Origin of the sequence: Halocynthiibacter namhaensis, from assembly GCF_000812685.1 — a bacterium.
GTDB lineage: Bacteria > Pseudomonadota > Alphaproteobacteria > Rhodobacterales > Rhodobacteraceae > Halocynthiibacter > Halocynthiibacter namhaensis.
In genome coordinates this window covers 254,738-273,788 of the sequence record NZ_JWIF01000074.1, presented here as the reverse complement: position 1 = coordinate 273,788, position 19,051 = coordinate 254,738, and the positions used below count along the sequence as shown (strand labels likewise).

Below are 19,051 nucleotides of genomic sequence, written 5' to 3'. Positions count from 1 at the left end.
TACCATTGCACCCCGAATCTATCGGGCGATTTCGTCTTCACACTTGCTTTTTGCCAAGGCAGGATGCTTTATGCATGAAGCATCTTATAAAACCGGAGAGACCCATGCCCGATTTCGCCACCACCAAAGCGATGTTCCACATTCCGAAGGGCATGATTTACCTTGATGGGAATTCTTTGGGTGCGATGCCTTGGGCCACCGCCGCGAAAGTTGAACGCACCATCACGGATGAATGGGGCGACATGTTGATCACCGGTTGGAACAAGGCCGGATGGATGAACAAGCCCACCGACCTTGGCGACCGTATCGCGCGTTTGGTTGGCGCCGAGAAAAACACAATTGTCATGGGCGACACATTATCGATCAAAGTCTATCAGGCCGTGGCCTCAGCCCTCGAAATGAACCCAGACCGTAAAATCGTGCTGTCTGACAATGGCAATTTCCCGACGGATTTATACATGGCGGATGGGCTGTGCAAAACCATGGGCGACGATTACGCGCTGCGCACAGTGGAGCCGGAAGCGGTTGAAGACGCCCTCTCGGAAGACATCGCCGTTCTGATGTTGACCGAGGTGGATTACCGCACAGGACGCATGCATGACATGAAAGCCCTAACCGCAAAGGCGCAATCCCTTGGCATTATCACCATCTGGGATTTGGCCCATTCCGCAGGGGCCCTGCCCGTGGATCTGGCGGGTTGCAATGCTGATTTCGCTGTCGGTTGCACCTATAAATACCTGAATTCTGGCCCCGGTGGCCCGGCGTTTATCTATGTGGCACCCCGTCACCAAGACGTGGCGCGCCCGGCCCTGTCTGGCTGGCTTGGTCATGACGCACCTTTCGCATTTGATTTGGACTACCGCCCAGGTGCGGGCATTGAACGTATGCGCGTTGGCACCCCGCCGGTGTTCCAACTCGCCGCGTTGGAAGCCTCGATGGACATCTGGGATCAGATCGACATGCAGGATATTCGCAAGGCTTCGATCAACCTGTGTGATCGGTTCATTGCGGGGGTTGAAGCCACCTGTCCAACCCTGACGCTTGCCTCACCGCGTGATGGCACGAAACGCGGCAGCCAAGTGTCTTTCCGTCACGCTGAGGGCTACGCCATCATGCAAGCCATGATTGCACGCGGTGTGATCGGTGATTTCCGCGCACCTAACATCATCCGATTTGGCTTTACCCCGCTTTACATTAATGAGGCCGACGTTGACGGCGCAGTGTCCATCCTGAAAGACGTGATGGAGAACGACCTATGGGACAAGCCAGAATACAAGATCAAAAGCCGTGTCACCTAAGTGATCTCATCCTGCGTCCATATCGCGAAAGTGACCGCCGCGCCGGTTTCGACGTCTATTATGACGCCGTACATAATGGTGCGGCGCGGGCTTACACGCCTGCGCAACGCGCGGCTTGGGCGCCTCTTGATGGTTTCCGCCCTGAGACCCCGGATAAGATGCTTGATATGGTTGCCATCGTGGCTGAAAACCCTGATCAGCCGGGACGTCTTGAAGGCTTTTTCGCGATGGAACGAAACGGCCACCTTGACCTCGCCTTTGTGCGGTCCTGCTGGATGGGTCGCGGCCTGGCGCAAAATCTCTATGACCAATTGTATGAATGGGCGCGCGGTGCTGACCTAACCCGCCTGCACACTGAGGCAAGCCACCTTGCACGGCCCTTCTTTGAAAGGAACGGCTGGCAGGTGGATGCCCCAGAAACCATTACCCGCGACGGCGTCGAGATCCAGCGTTTCCGCATGTCGCATATCATACGAGACACAAAATGACTGAACAAAAATGCCCCTTCAATCCTGAAGATGACGGCCCACAAATGCGCTTTGACGGGCGGATGTCCTATTCCGATTACCTGTCACTTGATCCGATCCTTTCGGCGCAAAACCCGGTGTCTGACGCCCATGATGAAATGTTGTTCATCATTCAGCACCAAACATCCGAACTCTGGATGCGCCTTGCGATCCATGAATTGCGTGCCGCGCGCAAACTATTACTGGCAGGCGAAACCCGCCCGGCTTTCAAAATGCTGTCGCGTGTGGCCCGCATTTTCGAACAACTCAACAATGCCTGGGATGTCTTGCGCACGATGACACCCTCTGATTACACCACCTTCCGCGAGACTTTGGGCCAAAGTTCGGGATTTCAATCCTGGCAATATCGCCTGGTCGAATTCATGGTCGGCAATCGCAACAAAGCCATGCTAAAGCCCCATGCCCATCGCGAAGAATATGTCGGGCCCTTGATGGCGGAATTGCAAGAACCCTCGCTTTACGACGTCGCCCTGCGCGCGCTGAATGCGGGCGGAATATCGGTCCCCGATGATGTCCTGAACCGCGATCTATCTGATGCCTATCACGCCAATGACGCCGTGATGCAAGCCTGGAGTGTGGTCTATAAAGACCCGTCCAAATATTGGGAACTCTATGAGTTGGCAGAAAAACTGGTTGATTTTGAGGATTATTTCCGCCGCTGGCGCTTTAACCACGTCACAACGGTCGAACGCATCATTGGATTCAAGCGCGGCACCGGCGGCACATCCGGTACAAGCTATCTGCGCAAGATGCTGGATGTAGAGATCTTCCCTGAACTTTGGCATTTACGTACCGAACTGTAAGATCAAAGGGGGCCAGCCCCCGTCCCTGCGGGACTCCCCCGAGATATTTTTACTGAAAAGAAATAGAAAACCTCATGCCTTTCTTATCAGTGCAAATATCCCGGGGGTGCGGGGGCTGGCCCCCGCTACGCTTGCAACATCGCACCAAAGCTTTCCGCAATTTGACGTTGGCTTTCGCGATAGCTTTCAACGGTGGTGAAACCCGTCTTAAGACCAATCAATGTCAGCAATAAAGTATGTGCGAAGCTCTCGGGCGTGCCGGGAACTCGGGCCATGGTTAAAAACCCATCAGATAGGCCTTGCCTGATCCAGTCCGAAAATACCGCCTTCATCTGCGCTTCGCCCTGGGCCACAATATCACTTGCCGCAGTGCGTTTCACATCCAAAAGTTCCGGCCCATGTGGGGTCGCCATTAGTTTTTCCAACATATCCCCATCCTTCGCATGCATCGCGGCCAACAAGCGCTGCGCTGGCGTTCCGGGTTGGGCCAGCGCCTGTGTCATATCCGCAGAGGCCTTCTGGAAATACCCATGCACCAGACCACTTAGAATCGCGTCTTTATTGGGGAAATGCAGATATAGTGCCGGACGTGACATGCCCGCAGCCTTGGCAATATCGGCCATCGACGTGCGTTGCACACCGTAATTCACAAAACAGGTAAAGGCCGCCTCTAGGATGGAATACACCTTGGGATCAGCGCTTTGGGCGGTGGGGATGGTCTGCGTGTCAATCGTCATATGCCGTCTCTGACAGTTTTGGTGAAAAATGTCAATTGACATCTTGACACTTAAAGGCAATATTGTCAGAAATCAAAACCCCGGAGGAAGCCATGGCCACCCGACTGACTGTAAACGGCAAACAGCTAAACACCGACCTGCCCGAAGATGTGCCCCTATTGTGGGTTCTGCGCGATGAATTCGGCATGACCGGCACAAAGTTTGGCTGTGGGGTTTCCGCCTGCGGCGCCTGCACTGTGCATATTGATGGCGAAGCGCAACGGTCTTGCCAGGTCGCGCTTGGCGATGTTTGGGGCGACGTCACCACGATTGAAGGCCTAGGCACACCAGACAATATGGCCGTGATCCAACAGTCATGGCTAGACCATCAAGTCGCGCAATGTGGTTGGTGTCAATCGGGTCAGATCATGCAAGCCGCAAGCCTTTTGGCACAAAACCCTACCCCGACGGATCAAGATATTGATGACGCCATGCAGGGCAACCTTTGCCGCTGTGGCACCTACCCCCGTATTCGCGCCGCCATCCATGACGCCGCCAGCAAGATCGGAGGCTAACCCATGGCCAATATTCGTAAAATCGCCCGCCGCACCTTCCTGATTGGGTCCGCCGCCATTGTCGGTGGGGCCGCTTTTGGCGCTTGGTATGTCAACCGCCCCGCTGAGAACCCCTTGAAAACACCTGAAGGTGGCGCGGCCTTCAATCCCTTTGTGCTGATCGACCAAAACGGTATCACCTTGATCGCGAAACATGTGGAAATGGGCCAAGGATCACGCACCACATTGGCCGCTTTGATCGCCGAAGAGCTTGATGTACGCCTTGAGGACGTACGCGTCCTGCAAGGGCAACCCGCCCAAGCTTATTACAACAGCGCCCTGCTTGGTGAGTTGGTTCCCGGAAACGGTTATGATCGCGGCGGTTTCGCCCACGCATTGGGGGAAACCCTTGGCGTGTTGGGCAAAGTTTTGAACATGCAGGTGACCGGTGGCTCATCCGCCATGAAGGATGGGTTTACGCAAATGCGCTTGGCCGGGGCCTCGGCGCGTGAGGCCTTAAAAGATGCGGCAGCCGCCCGTCTGGGCGTGGCGAAATCACAGCTAAAGACAGAGAACGGCCAAGTCATCGCAGCTGACGGCACAACGCTTGCCTATACAGAACTTGCGGCTGAAGCCGGTCAAATGGATTTGAGCGAACCTGAATTGCGCCCCGCATCCGAGTGGAAATACATCGGCAAAAGCATGCCCCGCGTGGATATGGCCGGTAAGGTCACAGGCACAGCGCAATATGGCATGGATGTGCGCCCTGAAGGGCTGAAATTCGCAGCCCTACGGGCCAACCCCAAACGCACAGGTATGACCAAATTTGATGCCAGTGCTGCTGAAACCATGCCCGGCGTCGAAGGGGTCTATGATCTTGGGGACGCCATCGCCGTTGTCGCCAATAACACATGGCTTGCGATGCAGGCCCTTGAAGCCGTGGAGGTCACCTGGGGTGCTGCGCTCTATCCAAACGAAACCGACCAAATCTTTGCCCGCATCGAACAAGGGTTCGACCTTGAAGCGAACTCAACCATGCGAGATGACGGTGACGCTGAGGCGGGCGCGCCTACAGGCAGCCTTGCAGTTGAGGCGCAATACAAAGCCCCCTATCTCGCCCATGCGGCCATGGAACCCCTGAATGCAACTGCGCTTTATACCGGAGACGCAATGGAGATCTGGTCGGGCAATCAGGGACCGATGTTACACCGTCAACATGCCGCCGCTGAGGCCGGCTTGACGGAAGAACAGGTCACTTTGCACACGCCTTATCTGGGCGGAGGTTTTGGCCGTCGCGGTGATTTCGACTACACCAGCTATGTCGCACGCCTCGCGGTGCAGATGCAGGGCACGCCTGTGATGTTGACCTGGTCGCGCGAAGAAGACATGCGCCATGATTTCTACCGCCCTGGTGCGCTTGCACGGATGAAAGGTGCGGTGAAGGATGGGCGTGCGGTGCTTTTGGATGGTCAAGTTTCAGCCCAATCCACCACAGTTCAAGTCATGAAACGTTGGATGGATTTTGAGGTCGGTGGCCCGGACAAAGGCCATGTGGATGCGATCTTTAACGCACCCTACGCGATTGAGAACCACCGCGTGCGCGGCTATCACGCGGATGTTGATGTGCCTGTTGGGGCCTGGCGGTCTGTGGCGGCGTCTTTCAATGCGTTTTTCCAGGACAGTTTCATGGATGAAATGGCCCATGCCGCCGGTGTGGACCCGCTTGAGTTCCGCCTGCAACATATGCGTGAGGAATTCCCCGAAGGGGCGGCTTGCCTTGAGAAAGTGCGCGAAATGTCCGCCTGGACCGGTTCAACACCAGAAGGTGTCGGGCGCGGTGTGGCATTTGCCTATAGCTTTGGCACGCCCGTGGCCCAGGTGGTGGAAGTGGTGCAACAAGACAGCGGCATTCATGTGAATAAGGTCTGGATCGCTTGTGATATGGGCACGGCCCTTGATCCGTCCATCATCGAAGCACAGATGTTTGGTGGCATGGTTTATGGTCTGTCGGCTGCGATCTATGAAGAAATCACCTTTTCAAATGGCGAAGTCGAACAATATAACTTCCCCGATTTTGACGCGACCCGCATGCACACAATGCCCGAAGTGGAAGTCGCGATTTTGGAAGCGCAGGAACACCTTGGCGGTGCGGGTGAACCCGGAACACCACCGATCGCACCTGCACTGGCGAATGCTTTGTTTGACCTCACCGGCACCCGCGCACGCGAATTGCCTTTGAACAAGACGTTTGATTTCAAATACTAAGGTAGCTCTTGGCGGGAAGGGATTTCTCCCGCCAAGTTCTCATTCTGACGAATGTCACCTGTTGGGCCCGGCACGCTTCGCGTGCCAAATCATTCCCCCCCACGCTTCGCGTGCCACATCATTTCCCCCCACGCTTACGCGCCCCATGGGGGCCAGCCCCCGTCAGCTGCGCTGACACCCCCGGAGTATTTGCAGAAGGTGAAATAATCGCCCTGGTTTGGCGATCAACGATCTGTGCGGGCAGATTTGAAAGCGCGAACAGCGTCGCCGAAGGCCTCAAACAAGGGGCGTGAGACGGGGTCGTTGGCGGTGTTCCATTCTGGATGCCATTGAACCGAACAGGTAAATCCGGGGGCATCTTTGATGTAGATCGCTTCTGGGGTTCCGTCGTCCGCGCGGCCATCAATCACCACGCGCGGGCCGGGTTGGCAGATGCCTTGGCCGTGCAGTGTGTTGGTGAAGACGCGTTTTGCGCCGAAGATTTTGTGGAAGGGGCCGTCCTCGGATACTTCTACATCGTGACGTAGTTCGAACTTTTCAGCCAATGTGCCATCGGGCGGCATGCGGTGATTGTTGCGCCCGTCAAGTTCGCGAATTTCAGGGTGCAGCGTGCCGCCCATGGCGACGTTAACTTCTTGGAAGCCACGGCAAATGCCCATCACGGGTTGGCCCGCCTCAACGCAGGCGCGCACCAATGGCAAGGCCAGCGCATCGCGATCGCGATCAAAACTGCCATGGGCTTCGGTTTCTTCATGGCCATATTCCGAGGGGTGCACATTGGGCTGCGCGCCGGTCAAAATAAACCCATCACAAAGCGCCATGAGTTCTTCGACCGTGCCATATTTCGGCGTCGCGGGGATGATCATCGGCATACAGCGACACACATGGGCGACGGCTTCGGTGTTCATGGTGCCGGCAGCAAACACCGGATATTGATCGTTCATCTCGTAAGAGTTTGAAATAATACCTATAACCGGGCGCACGGCTCTCTCCTGCATCAATTGAATTGCCAAGCAATCTAACGCCGGTATCCCTATTGGTCGAGCCTTTTCACAACGCAAAAGCGCACAGGTTCATGAGGGAGCCTGTGCGCTTTGTACATATTCATTACGGATATTCACTTAGGCGTGAAATCAGATCTCGGCGATCAACCCAGCAGCTTCGACGCCAGCCTTGGCAGCAATCGCGTCATTGTCAGACGTATCACCCGTCAAGCCAACTGCGCCGACCACTTTGCCCGCGCCGTCACGCACCAAAACGCCACCTGGCACGGGCACAACTTGTCCGCCGTACACACCGTTCACTGCCGCCATGAAATAGGCCTGCTGTTCTGCGCGCGCCATCTGTGCGGTGCCCGCCATGCCCAACATGACAGCGCCGTAGGCTTTGCCGTGGGCAATGGGGAATCGGCCCGGAGCAGCACCATCTTCGCGCAGAAACGTTTTCACATGACCACCCGCATCCAGCACGACCACAGACAGCGGCTTTAGCCCCATCTCGCGGCCTTTTTCCAGCGCGACCTTCATCATGACCTGCGCTTGATCCATTGAAATTTCAGACATTTTTCATCCTTCCTTGGCTTCAAGACGACGTGCATGCAAAACCGGTTCTGTATAGCCAGACGGCTGCACGCGCCCCTTAAACACCAGATCACAAGCCGCTTTGAACGCGACCGTATCGTAACCCGGTGCCATTGCTTTATAGGTCGGATCATCCGCGTTCTGTGTGTCCACAATCGCCGCCATCTTGCGCATTGCCGCCATGGCCTCATCTTTTGTGATGACACCGTGGTGCAACCAGTTCGCCATGGCTTGGGACGAAATCCGGCAGGTTGCGCGGTCTTCCATCAGGCCAACATCGTGGATATCAGGCACTTTGGAACAGCCCACACCGGCATCCACCCAGCGCACGACATAACCCAAAATCCCTTGGGCGTTGTTCTCGATTTCTTCGCGAACCTCATCCGGCGACCAGTTCTGCCCTCGCGCCACGGGAATTGTCAGCAGATCAGCCAAAGTGCCACGCGCGCCGCCTTTAATCAGATCCGCCTGAAGCGCGAAAACATCAACCTTGTGGTAATGCGTCGCGTGCAAAGTCGCGGCCGTTGGGGACGGCACCCAGGCACAGTTCGCGCCAGATTTCGGGTGGCCGATCTTCACGTCCAGCATCTCTTTCATGCGATCCGGCATCGCCCACATGCCCTTGCCGATCTGCGCCTTACCGGACAGACCACACGCCAAACCGATATCAACATTGCGATCTTCATAAGAGGCGATCCAAGGGCTGGCTTTCATGTCACCTTTGCGGATCATTGGACCTGCTTCCATGGCGGTGTGAATTTCGTCACCGGTGCGATCCAAGAAGCCCGTGTTGATGAAGGCAACGCGTGATTTCGCTGCGCGGATACATTCTTTCAGATTGGCGGATGTGCGACGTTCCTCGTCCATAATACCAATTTTTACAGTATCTTGCGGAAGGCCCAGGGTCTTTTCCACATGGCTAAAGATGCGATCGGTGAAGGCGACCTCGCTGGGACCGTGCATCTTTGGTTTCACCACATAGGCAGACCCATGAAGAGAATTTCCGCCGTCACGCGCCAGATCATGCATGGACCCCAAAACAGTGATCATCGCATCCAAGAACCCTTCGCCCGCTTCGCGGCCTTCCGCATCCAAAACCGCCGGGTTGGTCATCAAGTGGCCAACGTTGCGCACCAGTAAAAGGGCGCGCCCTTTAAGGGTTGCTGAGCCGCCCGCAGGCGTGGTCATTTCAAGATCTGGGTTCAGCACGCGGGTGATGGTTTTGCCACCCTTCTGGACCTCCTCAGACAGGTCGCCCTTCATCAGGCCAAGCCAGTTGCCCCAAGCCAGAACCTTATCTTCGGCGTCAACGGCGGCCACGGAATCTTCGCAATCCATGATCGCAGACATCGCGCTTTCCATGCGAATATCGGAAATGCCCGCGGGATCAGCCGCGCCCACGGCTGTACTGGCGTCAATGTCCAAAATCACGTGCAAACCGTTGTTTTTCAAAACAATCGCAGTTGGTGCATCCGCCGCGCCCTGATATCCAACATAGGCATCCGCATTCTTCAACGCAGGGCTCATTGTGGTGCCAGCAGTCACCTTATTCACATCCGCCCAAGACCCATTTGCCAGCGGCAGCGCGTCATCCAGAAACGCTTTGCCCCAAGCAATCACGCGTGCACCGCGTTCTGCATCATAGCCCTTGCCCGCAGGCAGATCGCCCAGCGCATCCGTGCCATAAAGCGCGTCATACAGGCTGCCCCAACGGGCGTTCGCTGCATTCAGCGCATAGCGCGCGTTCATCACCGGCACCACCAGCTGTGCGCCCGCAACTTTCGCGATTTCTGGGTCGGTGTTTGCGGTCTCAATCGCAAAATCTTCGCCTTCTGGCACAAGATATCCGATCTCACGCAGGAAAGCTTCTTGGGCTGTGGGGTCCAGCGCCGCGTCGCCCTGTTCCTTATACCAAGCGTCAATTTGCCCTTGGATCTCTGCGCGTTTCGCAAGCAATGCGCGGTTCTCGTCGCCAAAGCCGTTCACAAGGTCCGACAAGCCGGCCCAAAACGCATCCGCCGCAACACCCGTGCCCGGCAAGGCGCGCGTTTCGATAAATTCTACAACCTGGCTGTCGACCTTCAGGTCGGATTTCTCGATATATGCAGACATGGGAGGTTTCCTCAGGGTTTCACAATTCCCCTGATGGATACAAAAATTCCCGCTCCGAGACAATCCATTGGTCAGATCATTTTACCAGATACCCAACGAAGCGCTTTCTTGAAAATCATGGCAATACCCCGGATTTTCGCCCAGTCCCGTAAAAGACATCAAGGACCGCAACGTATAACTGACCGCAATCACCCCTTGCCCTGCCCTATGGATGCGCTACAAATTCACCAACTTTGCAGGAGCACCCAATGACCGTTCAGGATACCATTTACCTTTCAGATTACACAGCTTTTGGTTTTATCGTGGAAGATGTGCATCTGACATTTAAGCTGGCAGCCAATGCCACGCGTGTGGTGTCTCGTATCCAGTTCACGCCCAACCCTGACAGCCCATCACGTGATTTTTTCCTGCATGGGGAAGATCTTAACTTGAAATGGGCAAAGATTGATGGCGCTGATGTGACGCCGGATCTGGTTGCGGGCGGTCTGCGCTGTGCGGTGCCTGATGTCGCTTTTACCTGGGAATGTGAGGTCGAGATCGACCCAGAGGGCAACACATCCCTTGAGGGGCTGTATATGTCCGGCGGCATGTATTGCACCCAATGCGAGGCCGAAGGCTTCCGTCACATTACCTATTACCCCGACCGCCCCGATGTCATGAGCGTCTTTACCGTTAGAATTGAAGGGGATATGCCCGTTCTTCTGTCCAATGGGAACCCGACAACCAGCGGTGAGGCCTCGGCGGAATGGCACGACCCGTGGCCCAAACCCGCCTATCTGTTCGCCCTTGTTGCAGGTGATCTGCGCAACTATCCCGGCCAGTTCAAAACCATGTCCGGTCGTGATGTGGAATTGAACCTCTGGGTGCGCCCTGGGGATGAAGGAAAATGCGCCTTTGGGATGGAAGCGCTGAAGAAGTCCATGACCTGGGATGAAGAGGTTTATGGGCGCGAGTATGACCTTGATATCTTTAACATTGTTGCGGTTGATGACTTCAACATGGGGGCGATGGAAAACAAAGGGTTGAATATCTTTAACTCGGCCGTTGTGTTGGCCAGCCCAGAGACCTCAACCGATGGGAACTTTGAACGCATTGAGGCCATTGTTGCCCATGAATACTTCCACAATTGGACGGGCAATCGCATCACCTGTCGTGATTGGTTTCAGCTGTGTTTGAAAGAAGGTTTGACGGTCTTCCGAGATCAGCAATTCACAGGCGACATGCGTGGCCATGCGGTGAAACGTATTAACGATGTGCTCACCCTGCGTGGTCGTCAATTCCGCGAAGACGCTGGGCCTTTGTCACACCCGCCGCGCCCGGACCATTTTGTTGAAATCAATAACTTTTACACCTCTACCGTCTATGAAAAAGGCGCTGAGGTGATCAACATGCTTAAGCACTTGGTGGGGGATGTGGATTATAAACAAGCGCTGGATCTTTACTTTGATCGCCATGATGGCGATGCGGCAACGATTGAGGACTGGCTGAAGGTGTTTGAGGACGCCACGGGTCGGGATTTGGCGCAGTTCAAGCGCTGGTACACCGATGCGGGCACGCCCCATCTGAAGGTTGCGGATCGTTTTGAAAACGGCACTTATACGCTGACATTCACGCAAACCACTGCTCCAACGCCGGGCCAGGACGACAAGAAACCCCGTGTGATCCCGATCGCCGTTGGTCTTTTGAACCCCAATGGGGATGAAATCCTACCAACGCAGATCCTTGAGATGACGCAAGACACACAAAGCTTTTCCTTTGAAGGGCTTAGCGCGAAGCCCGTGCCATCTATCCTACGGGAATTCTCAGCGCCCGTGGTGCTGGAACGTGAAACGTCGCCCAAAGAACAGGCCTTTCTTCTGGCCCATGACACGGACCCGTTCAACAAATGGGACGCCGGACGTGCATTGGCGCGTGAAACCCTGATTAACATGACCCAAGGCGGCACCGCGGATCAGGGCTTGCTGGATGGCCTGCTTGCGGTCGCTCGCGACAACGGTCTTGATCCGGCCTTCCGGGCCTTGGCGCTTGGCCTACCCGGGCAAGATGACGTGGCAAGTGCTTTGTCTGCACGCGGCATCACCCCTGACCCGGATAAAATCTGGCGCGCGCATCAAACGTTGAAGCAGGCAATTGCCCAGCATCTTCAAGATGTCTGGCCGCGACTGTTGTCTGAAATGGCAACACCCGGCCCCTATTCACCCGAGGCCGAACCCGCCGGAAAGCGCGCCTTACATGGTGTCGCTTTGGCCTATCTGTCCCAGATCGATGGCGGGGCCGCGGCCAATGACGCCTATGCATCGGCGGGCAATATGACCGAACAGCTGTCGGCCCTTGCTTGCCTTCTGTCCGTGGAAAAAGGCGAAACCGCGCTGGCGGCCTTCCGAGAGCAGTGGAAAGAGGATCGTTTGGTGATGGACAAATGGTTTGGCCTACAGGTCAGCTTTGCCAGCCCAGAAACCTGCGTCGAGATTGCTGTAAACCTGACCCATGACGCTGATTTCAATTGGAAAAACCCAAATCGTTTCCGCGCTGTCTTTGGCGCTTTGATGATGCATCACGCCGGCTTCCATCGTGCAGATGGTGCGGGATATGATTTGCTGGCGGATTGGTTGATCAAGCTGGATCCATTCAACGGCCAAATCACCGCGCGCATGTCAACGGGGTTTGAAACCTGGAAGCGATATGATGCAGACCGCCAAGCCAAGGCACAGGCCGCACTGAAACGTATCAACGAGACGGCTGATCTCAGCCGAAACTTGGGCGAAATGGTCACGCGTATTCTAGGCGCGTGATATAAAGTGCATAATTTGCACAGTAAAACAGGCGGGGTAAACATCCTGCCTGTGATGTTAAGAGGTATTCCATGCGTTTCAATCCCATTTCCGCGATTTCATGTCCCATTGCCGTCTGTCTATCCCTCGTCGGGTGCCAGCAGGTTGATGACGCGCATATAGATCCAACCCCGCGCATCCACAGTTGTTCTGCGGATAAATTGGCCCATATGGTAGGCAAAAACTTCGCCGCGTTTGATCAGGAAGCGCTGTCAGACACGGTCTGGCTTCGTGTTATCCATCCAGGAGACGCAGTAACCTTGGATCTACGCCCGGAACGCACCAACATTGAAGTCGATAAAGGCGGTATAATCGCCCGGATTTCTTGTTATTAAAGACCCGTAATTATTCAAACCACTGCAGAAATTAACTTAGGACAGACCATGCCTTTTATTCTCGCGATTCTGAGCGCCGCAGCCGTTGCATATTTTTGGATAAACCGCGCCCGTGACGCATCCAGCCTGGTTGGGGATTTGGCCAATGCGGCCAATGATGTGCGTCTCGCTGCCCGGCGCTTTGGCTTCACACGCAAAACGAACATCCATCCTGTTGAGGCGATTGAAGATGCAGATGTCGCGGTGGGGGCCTTGTCGGTCGCGTTCCTTGAACTGGATGATCTGCCCACAGCCGATCAGCGTGACGCGCTTGAAGCCGCGCTGGCCCAAGCCCTTGCCCTGCCCCAAAAAGACGCCGCAGAAATGGCAATTCTGGGACGCTGGTTGGTGAATGAATGTGGCACGCCAAGCCAGGCCGTCGCCCGGACGTCTCGGAAGTTGTTCAAACTGAATGGGGCCGATAGCTTTGAGCCCCTCATGCAGGTCATTGGCGACATCGCGGGTGCAGGTAACGGCCTAAGCGAAAGCCAGAAAGACGCGCTTGAAGATATCAAACGCGCCTTTCGGATTCGGTAACTCGGTTACAGGTAAATTCGCCTATTACTGACAATAAGGTTGCGCGCGGCTCCACTCGATCATGTCATTGCGTTTGCTTTCCGAATGAAACGGCCCCCAATCCGCAGCAACGCCGCGCCAACCTTCGGACACCACCCCGTCACGCACGGCTGTATGAGCAATAATGCGAACGGCGCAGGACAGGTTTGCTTCGCCATTTTTCAGGGCCTCGGCACTGCGCGCGTCACAGCCGTACCCAGCTGCCGTTGCGGGTGCTATTTGAACAAGGCCAAACCATTTTCCCCCGCCCCCGGCTGCGCGTTGGTTCCAGGTGCTTTCGTGTTTGGACAATGTCGACAAAAGCCCCGCCCAAAAAGCGGCGCGTCCCTGCGTTGATTGTGCCTCATATCCTGGGCACCAGGTTTCGGCGTCGCGCGGGACAAGTTGCGTCAAAGCTTGCCCATGGCTGGAAATCGCATCCAAGGTGGCCTTGGTCCAGGCGTCCCCCTGTGGCAGGTGGCTCCAACGTAAATCGGGGATTTCATTCGGCGTCATGCGCGACACTTCTTCTACGGGTTCCTCACCACATCCAATCAGTGCCAAGCATAAGGCAATATATGTCATTCCACGCATCAGATTTCCCCTTTGATGTTCGCGGTAAGCTTCCCCCCAATCCGCATCAGGCACAAGCATATGCGTTCCCCCATCCCGTTCTGCGCAACCTCTTGCCCCTCAAGCAATGCTGGCATAGAAGAAGCGTAACGTATTATGAGGCCTCCGAATGCTTGATCTGACCTATGAATCCCCCAAACCCACCGTCATCAGCGGCATGCGCGATGATTGGGAACTTGTCATTGGCATGGAAATCCATGCACAAATCAGCAGTCAGTCGAAATTATTTTCGGGCGCGTCGACGAAATTCGGCAATGAACCCAATTCAAACGTGGCTTTTGTTGACGCGGCCATGCCTGGCATGTTGCCCGTGATCAACGAATTCTGCATTGAACAAGCGGTACGCACGGGTCTTGGTCTGAACGCGCAAATCAACCTATTTTCAGCCTTCGACCGTAAGAACTATTTCTACCCAGATTTGCCGCAAGGGTATCAGATTTCACAGCTGTATCATCCGATTGTGGGTGAAGGCGAAGTCCTTGTTGAACTGTCCGAAGGTGTGGCGCGCAATGTGCGTATTGAGCGCATCCACATGGAACAAGATGCCGGTAAATCCATCCACGATATGGACCCAACCATGTCATTTGTGGACCTGAACCGCACGGGCGTTGCTTTGATGGAAATCGTATCGCGCCCCGACATTCGCAGCCCCGAAGAGGCCGCCGCATTCGTTGTGAAATTGCGCCAAATTCTGCGGTATCTCGGCACCTGTGATGGCAACATGCAAAACGGCAATATGCGCGCAGATGTGAACGTGTCTGTCTGCCCTCCCGGTCAATATGAGAAATTCATGGAAACCGGTGATTTTGGTCACCTTGGTACGCGTTGCGAAATCAAAAACATGAACTCAATGCGGTTCATTCAGGCGGCCATCATGGTCGAGGCCAACCGTCAAATCGCGATTATTGAGGACGGCGGCAAGGTTGATCAGGAAACACGCCTGTATGATCCAGATAAGAACGAAACCCGTTCTATGCGCTCTAAAGAAGAAGCGCATGATTATCGTTACTTCCCCTGCCCTGATTTGCTGCCGCTAGAGATCGAACAGGCTTGGGTTGATGACATCGCGTCAACTTTGCCCGAACTTCCAGACGCCAAGAAAACCCGTTTCATGACGGAATTCGGTCTGTCAGATTATGACGCATCCGTGCTGACATCTGACGTTGAAAATGCTGATTTCTTTGAGGACGTTGCCAAAGCCGGTGACGGGAAATTGGCGGCGAACTGGGTGATCAACGAATTGTTCGGCCGTCTCAAGAAAGACGACAAAACAATCCAAGACAGCCCTGTGAACCCGGCACAGCTTGGGGGCATTATCGCTTTGATCAAAAAGGGCGACATCTCAGGCAAGATCGCGAAAGATCTGTTCGAAATCGTCTACACCGAAGGTGGTGATCCCGCTGAGATCGTTGAAGCACGCGGCATGAAACAGGTCACGGATACTGGCGCGATCGAAGCCGCTGTGGATGAGATCATCAACGCAAACCCTGCCCAAGTTGAGAAAGCGAAAGCCAATCCAAAACTTGCAGGTTGGTTTGTTGGCCAAGTCATGAAAGCCACCGGTGGCAAAGCCAATCCGGCGGTCGTGAATCAGTTGGTAAGTGCAAAGCTCGGCCTTTAGATTGCACTCCTCCAATATGGGTATACCCTAGGTATTTAAGGCGCTCCGACAATTGGTTTGGGCGCCTTATTTTCTGTATATTGTCACAAAATCGCACAGGCAAATTTCGTTTTGCGCATTGCCTGTCCCGTTAACTATCTTATGCTAGACTCAACTCTGAAGCGGACAGGCTTTGGCGTTGTTCTGATGTAAATTCGGGCGTGTGGAATATTGGAAAAAGACCTAAATGGGCGTAACTCGGAGACTGATCGTCACCGGGACGTACTGATTGATCGACTGTATGAAGTGGCTATGGACCCTGGCCGCGCAGTTGAGCTGCTTGAGCAATGGGAAACCTTGGTCAAGCCGATGCGCGACTCTGCGGACAAACACGAACATATCTTGCTGAATGACAGCGCAATGGAAGAACATATTTCCCGCGCTGATCGTTTTCTTGAACGTTATGCCAATACACTTGAGCCCCCCAATGAGCGCCAAGCCTTAATCGATTCATTTGATATGGCTGCGGCTTTTCTGGTCGAAAGTGACCTGAACATCGGCATCTTAAACGCCGGGGCGCAAGCCGCCTTGCAGATCTCAGAAGGGGCACCCGTTTCTTCTTTGCCGGTCGACGAAGCCGATCTTCCAAGCCTCATGCGGCAGATGCGCGATATGCTGGAAGGGCGCGGGCCGAACATGTCTCTGTTTCGCGTACGTGCGACTGATTGCGGGCATTTCATCATTTTCCGTATCCGTCTGCGCAAGTTGCGTGACGGGGCGCAAGCGCTTGTGGTTGCGACATCTGAACTCGCATGGCCACCAGAATTCGACAGTATTCTCGGCGAAGCTTTCAGCTTCACTCAAACCGAAGTTGATATTGTACGCATGTTGATTGAATGTTGTTCGGTCAAAGACATCGCGGATCAGCGTGGGCGTTCTATCGATACAATCCGGGCACAAATCAAGTCGATTTTAGCAAAGACCGCGACGCGCTCGCAGGTCGAATTGATTCGCTTGATCCTGTCTATGATGGATATGACGGGCTTTGCGGTTGCAGGCCCCGCCACGACAGAAGCCTGGAGTCGCGGCTATATTCCCAATTCAAACAACCAAGGCGCGGCAACCCTTCACACCACATTCGCCCCCGATGGGCGACGTTTGGATTATCTCATATGGGGTGATCCCAACGGCAAACCCTGCGTTTTGTTGCATGTTGAAATCGGCATGTCGCGTTGGCCCAAACTTGGGGAACAGGCCGCACGTAAGGCAGGCATAAAAATCATCACCCCGATCCGTGCCGGATATGGTGATAGCACCCCGTTGCCCAATAAAGCCGACTTCACAGCCGGGGTCATCGACGATATTATGCATGTGCTGAAAGCCGAAAACGTAGATAGGTTTTCTGTCATTTCACTTTGTGCGGATGTTCGTTTTGGCGCACATATTGAAAAGCACTCCCCTGGACGCATGACCGGCTTGGTTGCTGTCGCGGGCACCCCGCCACCTGATTCTGTCAGCGACTATGATCACATGGATCTGTGGCAGCGCTTCCTATTGGTCTGCGCCCGTTATACGCCACATCTTTTGACGTTCACGGTAAAAGCGGGCTTTTTGATGGCTCGGAAATACGGTCAGCGCAAATTTTTGGAACATGTTTACGGGAAATCCAAAGCGGATATTGAACAGTTCAACGATCCCGACATTTGGGAGGCCGTGATCACAGGCATCCAAATCTGCCTGTCGGATACACATTCTGCCCATAAGGCCTTCGCACGCATGATTTCTGAGGAAATTAAGGGGTGGCATGACGAATTCAGCGCTTTGGAAGGTAAGGTTCCGGTGCATTTCATCAATGGCACCATGGATGCACAGGCCACGATGGAGATCATAACCCCCTTCTTCCGCGATCACCCCTGGGTCACCTATGAGTTGATCGAAGGGGCCGGCCAATTGCTGATCTACAGCCACTGGGACAAAGCCCTCAAAAAAATCGGCCAATTTTGAACAATTCGACGATTTTACCCCAATTGGGGTTTGCGCCATTTTTCGGAACATGACAGTAATGTAAACATAGTAACGGTTGTTTCATTAGTGTTTTGTTAACGATTGAAATCGACATGATGTGGTTGTCTGTGTTTTTGGAAAACCCCGTATGTCCTACTTACGGCACGAGACCCTGTCCGGTCTTTGCAGCTTCGGGTATCTATGCCCCACACCATTGATCCTGAAGCTGCAGCTGCTGTTTACCCCTTGATCCTCGTGCATATACGTTTTCAGATCATCTGCTGCGATCTGTCCGCAACACCTTCTTGATCACGGAAAAAAAACTGTGGTTTCTTTAGACAGCAGCCCGGGCGATGTGGTAGCAGCGGCAAGCTTGCCATCTGCCGGAGAACCCCATGCCTGCCTTCGAATATAAAGTCGTCCCTGCCCCGCTTAAAGGAATCAAATCCAAAGGGGCTCGTGGAACGGATGCGCGTTTTGCCGCCGCACTTATGGAAGCCATGAACGAAATGGGCAAAGACGGTTGGGAATATCAGCGCAGTGAAACATTGCCGTGCGAAAGCCGCAGCGCCATGGGGAAAAAATCCACCCAATTCCTGAACATGCTGGTGTTTCGTCGTGAAACCACCGTCGAAGACGACAAAGAAACACAGACAACTCCGGAAGTGGAGCTGCCCGCCACGCCAGTTCTGCGTCGTGTGACAACCTCAGCCCCTGTTGAAGAAGATGTTACCACAGACGTCATTGAGGAAACTCAAGCATCAGATGATGATGTGCCCAACGAACCAAAAGCGAAAATTGCGGAATAAGCGCCCAACACACAGCGACGTCCCGTTTTCCGCGACGGAAAACGAGACGGAGTTTTTCAAAAACTCCGTTCCGCGCCAAGCCGCAAACCTTAGCCTGCTTTGATATCCAATCCCAAAGCATGAATGCGCCCAATCAGGTCCGCGCCCAACGCTGCATGCACTGCACGATGTTTTGCGATACGTGATTTGCCTTCAAATTCGGCTGCCACAATCGTCACACGAAAATGACTTTCGCCACTCCCATCATCGCCCGCATGCCCTTGATGCAGGTTACTTTCATTGATCACTTCCAACAGCTTGGGGGTGAAAGCGGCTTCAAGCCGATCACGAATTTCGTCCACTACCATCATTTTTTCCAATCTGCCCCTTCAATCCGGCTGAGTTTGGTCT

At 54.5% G+C, this 19,051-nt stretch carries 17 protein-coding genes; 11 read left to right on the top strand and 6 right to left on the bottom strand.

Going from position 1 to position 19,051, the window contains the following annotated elements; translation table 11 throughout:
• The first annotated feature begins 104 nt into the window (after window positions 1–104).
• The 3 genes from kynU to kynA are packed head-to-tail and all read left to right on the top strand — an operon-like array spanning window position 105 to window position 2,628.
• Window positions 105–1,298 (top strand): kynureninase, encoded by a 1,194-nt coding sequence (gene kynU, locus RJ38_RS17735; protein ID WP_039020164.1) that lies wholly within the window; start codon window positions 105–107, stop codon window positions 1,296–1,298.
• Window positions 1,256–1,786 carry a GNAT family N-acetyltransferase gene (locus tag RJ38_RS17730; protein ID WP_039020163.1) on the top strand — a complete coding sequence of 177 codons (531 nt, stop codon included), beginning with the start codon at window positions 1,256–1,258 and terminating at the stop codon, window positions 1,784–1,786. The genes kynU and RJ38_RS17730 overlap by 43 nt, the downstream gene beginning before the upstream one ends.
• Window positions 1,783–2,628, top strand: coding sequence for a tryptophan 2,3-dioxygenase (kynA, locus tag RJ38_RS17725; RefSeq protein ID WP_039020162.1), 846 nt, complete (start codon window positions 1,783–1,785; stop codon window positions 2,626–2,628). The genes RJ38_RS17730 and kynA overlap by 4 nt, the downstream gene beginning before the upstream one ends.
• Window positions 2,629–2,753: 125 nt before the next feature.
• Here the strand turns inward: kynA and RJ38_RS17720 are convergent, their stop codons facing one another.
• The gene (locus RJ38_RS17720) at window positions 2,754–3,365 is read right to left on the bottom strand and encodes a TetR/AcrR family transcriptional regulator (RefSeq protein WP_052245532.1); all 612 of its coding nucleotides are present in this window, start codon (window positions 3,363–3,365) and stop codon (window positions 2,754–2,756) included.
• A 92-nt stretch (window positions 3,366–3,457) separates the two neighbouring features.
• Between RJ38_RS17720 and RJ38_RS17715 the strand changes: the two genes are divergently transcribed.
• Complete coding sequence (locus tag RJ38_RS17715) at window positions 3,458–3,919, top strand: (2Fe-2S)-binding protein (RefSeq protein WP_039020161.1); 462 nt, start codon at window positions 3,458–3,460, stop codon at window positions 3,917–3,919.
• Between the two features lie 3 nt (window positions 3,920–3,922).
• Entirely contained in the window at window positions 3,923–6,163 is a 2,241-nt protein-coding gene (locus RJ38_RS17710; RefSeq protein WP_039020160.1) for a xanthine dehydrogenase family protein molybdopterin-binding subunit, read from the top strand.
• Between the two features lie 224 nt (window positions 6,164–6,387).
• Here the strand turns inward: RJ38_RS17710 and RJ38_RS17705 are convergent, their stop codons facing one another.
• The 3 genes from RJ38_RS17705 to RJ38_RS17695 form a co-directional block, all read right to left on the bottom strand.
• Complete coding sequence (locus RJ38_RS17705; protein ID WP_420319427.1) at window positions 6,388–7,146, bottom strand: gamma-glutamyl-gamma-aminobutyrate hydrolase family protein; 759 nt, start codon at window positions 7,144–7,146, stop codon at window positions 6,388–6,390.
• 150 nt (window positions 7,147–7,296) lie between these two features.
• Window positions 7,297–7,725 carry a GlcG/HbpS family heme-binding protein gene (locus RJ38_RS17700; RefSeq protein ID WP_039020158.1) on the bottom strand — a complete coding sequence of 143 codons (429 nt, stop codon included), beginning with the start codon at window positions 7,723–7,725 and terminating at the stop codon, window positions 7,297–7,299.
• A gap of 3 nt (window positions 7,726–7,728) precedes the next feature.
• Complete coding sequence (locus tag RJ38_RS17695; RefSeq protein ID WP_039020157.1) at window positions 7,729–9,855, bottom strand: malate synthase G; 2,127 nt, start codon at window positions 9,853–9,855, stop codon at window positions 7,729–7,731.
• A gap of 248 nt (window positions 9,856–10,103) precedes the next feature.
• Between RJ38_RS17695 and pepN the strand changes: the two genes are divergently transcribed.
• The 3 genes from pepN (at window position 10,104) to RJ38_RS17680 (ending at window position 13,597) form a co-directional block, all read left to right on the top strand.
• Complete coding sequence (pepN, locus tag RJ38_RS17690) at window positions 10,104–12,647, top strand: aminopeptidase N (RefSeq protein ID WP_039020156.1); 2,544 nt, start codon at window positions 10,104–10,106, stop codon at window positions 12,645–12,647.
• Window positions 12,648–12,718: 71 nt separating this feature from the next.
• Entirely contained in the window at window positions 12,719–13,021 is a 303-nt protein-coding gene (locus RJ38_RS17685; protein ID WP_039020155.1) for an I78 family peptidase inhibitor, read from the top strand.
• Window positions 13,022–13,069: 48 nt separating this feature from the next.
• A complete protein-coding gene (locus RJ38_RS17680) occupies window positions 13,070–13,597 on the top strand; it encodes a hypothetical protein (RefSeq protein WP_039020154.1) in 528 nt (175 codons plus the stop codon).
• Between the two features lie 24 nt (window positions 13,598–13,621).
• On the opposite strand, the gene RJ38_RS17675 is transcribed toward RJ38_RS17680, so the two are convergent.
• Window positions 13,622–14,209 (bottom strand): lytic transglycosylase domain-containing protein, encoded by a 588-nt coding sequence (locus tag RJ38_RS17675; protein ID WP_039020238.1) that lies wholly within the window; start codon window positions 14,207–14,209, stop codon window positions 13,622–13,624.
• A gap of 148 nt (window positions 14,210–14,357) precedes the next feature.
• Here RJ38_RS17675 and gatB point away from each other — a divergent pair, with 148 nt between their 5' ends.
• The 3 genes from gatB to RJ38_RS18345 all read left to right on the top strand — a co-directional run bounded on the left by gatB (window position 14,358) and on the right by RJ38_RS18345 (window position 18,661).
• Complete coding sequence (gene gatB / locus RJ38_RS17670; RefSeq protein ID WP_039020153.1) at window positions 14,358–15,869, top strand: Asp-tRNA(Asn)/Glu-tRNA(Gln) amidotransferase subunit GatB; 1,512 nt, start codon at window positions 14,358–14,360, stop codon at window positions 15,867–15,869.
• A gap of 291 nt (window positions 15,870–16,160) precedes the next feature.
• Window positions 16,161–17,852, top strand: a complete 1,692-nt coding sequence (locus RJ38_RS17665) for a bifunctional helix-turn-helix transcriptional regulator/alpha/beta hydrolase (protein WP_052245531.1) — start codon at window positions 16,161–16,163, stop codon at window positions 17,850–17,852.
• A 395-nt stretch (window positions 17,853–18,247) separates the two neighbouring features.
• Complete coding sequence (locus tag RJ38_RS18345) at window positions 18,248–18,661, top strand: DUF4177 domain-containing protein (protein ID WP_052245530.1); 414 nt, start codon at window positions 18,248–18,250, stop codon at window positions 18,659–18,661.
• Between the two features lie 89 nt (window positions 18,662–18,750).
• Here RJ38_RS18345 and RJ38_RS17655 read toward each other — a convergent pair whose 3' ends face one another.
• Window positions 18,751–19,011 carry a BolA family protein gene (locus RJ38_RS17655; protein WP_039020152.1) on the bottom strand — a complete coding sequence of 87 codons (261 nt, stop codon included), beginning with the start codon at window positions 19,009–19,011 and terminating at the stop codon, window positions 18,751–18,753.
• Window positions 19,012–19,051 lie beyond the last annotated feature (40 nt).

Coding starts and splice junctions, on each gene's coding strand:
- kynU (WP_039020164.1), top strand. CDS start 105: ATGCCCGATTTCGCCACCACCAAAGCGATGTTCCACATTCCGAAGGGC.
- RJ38_RS17730 (WP_039020163.1), top strand. CDS start 1,256: ATGGGACAAGCCAGAATACAAGATCAAAAGCCGTGTCACCTAAGTGAT.
- kynA (WP_039020162.1), top strand. CDS start 1,783: ATGACTGAACAAAAATGCCCCTTCAATCCTGAAGATGACGGCCCACAA.
- RJ38_RS17720 (WP_052245532.1), bottom strand. CDS start 3,365: ATGACGATTGACACGCAGACCATCCCCACCGCCCAAAGCGCTGATCCC.
- RJ38_RS17715 (WP_039020161.1), top strand. CDS start 3,458: ATGGCCACCCGACTGACTGTAAACGGCAAACAGCTAAACACCGACCTG.
- RJ38_RS17710 (WP_039020160.1), top strand. CDS start 3,923: ATGGCCAATATTCGTAAAATCGCCCGCCGCACCTTCCTGATTGGGTCC.
- RJ38_RS17700 (WP_039020158.1), bottom strand. CDS start 7,725: ATGTCTGAAATTTCAATGGATCAAGCGCAGGTCATGATGAAGGTCGCG.
- RJ38_RS17695 (WP_039020157.1), bottom strand. CDS start 9,855: ATGTCTGCATATATCGAGAAATCCGACCTGAAGGTCGACAGCCAGGTT.
- pepN (WP_039020156.1), top strand. CDS start 10,104: ATGACCGTTCAGGATACCATTTACCTTTCAGATTACACAGCTTTTGGT.
- RJ38_RS17685 (WP_039020155.1), top strand. CDS start 12,719: ATGCGTTTCAATCCCATTTCCGCGATTTCATGTCCCATTGCCGTCTGT.
- RJ38_RS17680 (WP_039020154.1), top strand. CDS start 13,070: ATGCCTTTTATTCTCGCGATTCTGAGCGCCGCAGCCGTTGCATATTTT.
- RJ38_RS17675 (WP_039020238.1), bottom strand. CDS start 14,209: ATGCGTGGAATGACATATATTGCCTTATGCTTGGCACTGATTGGATGT.
- gatB (WP_039020153.1), top strand. CDS start 14,358: ATGCTTGATCTGACCTATGAATCCCCCAAACCCACCGTCATCAGCGGC.
- RJ38_RS17665 (WP_052245531.1), top strand. CDS start 16,161: ATGGACCCTGGCCGCGCAGTTGAGCTGCTTGAGCAATGGGAAACCTTG.
- RJ38_RS18345 (WP_052245530.1), top strand. CDS start 18,248: ATGCCTGCCTTCGAATATAAAGTCGTCCCTGCCCCGCTTAAAGGAATC.
- RJ38_RS17655 (WP_039020152.1), bottom strand. CDS start 19,011: ATGATGGTAGTGGACGAAATTCGTGATCGGCTTGAAGCCGCTTTCACC.